Genomic DNA, 578 nt, shown 5'->3' on the forward strand with positions numbered 1-578 from the left:
CTGCACCTGGACTACGGCACCGGCGCGCACGCCAACCAGATCCTGAAGGGCGTGTCCATGCACCTGCAAAAAGGCGAAGTGGTGGCGCTGCTTGGCCCGTCGGGCAGCGGCAAGACCACGCTGCTGCGCGCGGTGGCCGGCCTGGAAAGCCCGAAGCAGGGCACCATCGCCATCGGCGAGCGCAATGTGTTCGACGGCTCGAAAAACTTCGAGATGGCGGCCGAGCACCGCAACCTGGGCCTGGTGTTCCAGTCCTACGCGCTGTGGCCGCACAAGACGGTGTTCGACAACGTCGCCTACGGCCTCAAGCTGCGCAAGATGGGCACCAGCGAAATCAAGGACCGCGTCAGCGACGTGCTGAAGAACCTGGGCCTGGGCCATCTGGGCGAGCGCTTCCCGCACCAGCTGTCGGGCGGCCAGCAGCAGCGCGTGGCGATCGCGCGCGCGCTGGTGTACAACCCGCCGGTGATCCTGCTGGACGAACCGCTGTCCAACCTGGACGCCAAGCTGCGCGAGGAGGCGCGCGCCTTCCTGCGCGAGCTGATCGTGCGTATGGGCCTGTCGGCGCTGATGGTCAC

General features: G+C 67.3%; 1 protein-coding gene. It reads left to right on the forward strand.

The features are described from left to right. Positions 1–578 (forward strand): ABC transporter ATP-binding protein (locus ABWW33_RS32995; RefSeq protein ID WP_353405625.1); only part of this gene is annotated, 578 nt, incomplete at both ends.

It is taken from the genome of Duganella hordei (assembly GCF_040369125.1).
Lineage (GTDB): Bacteria > Pseudomonadota > Gammaproteobacteria > Burkholderiales > Burkholderiaceae_D > Rugamonas > Rugamonas hordei.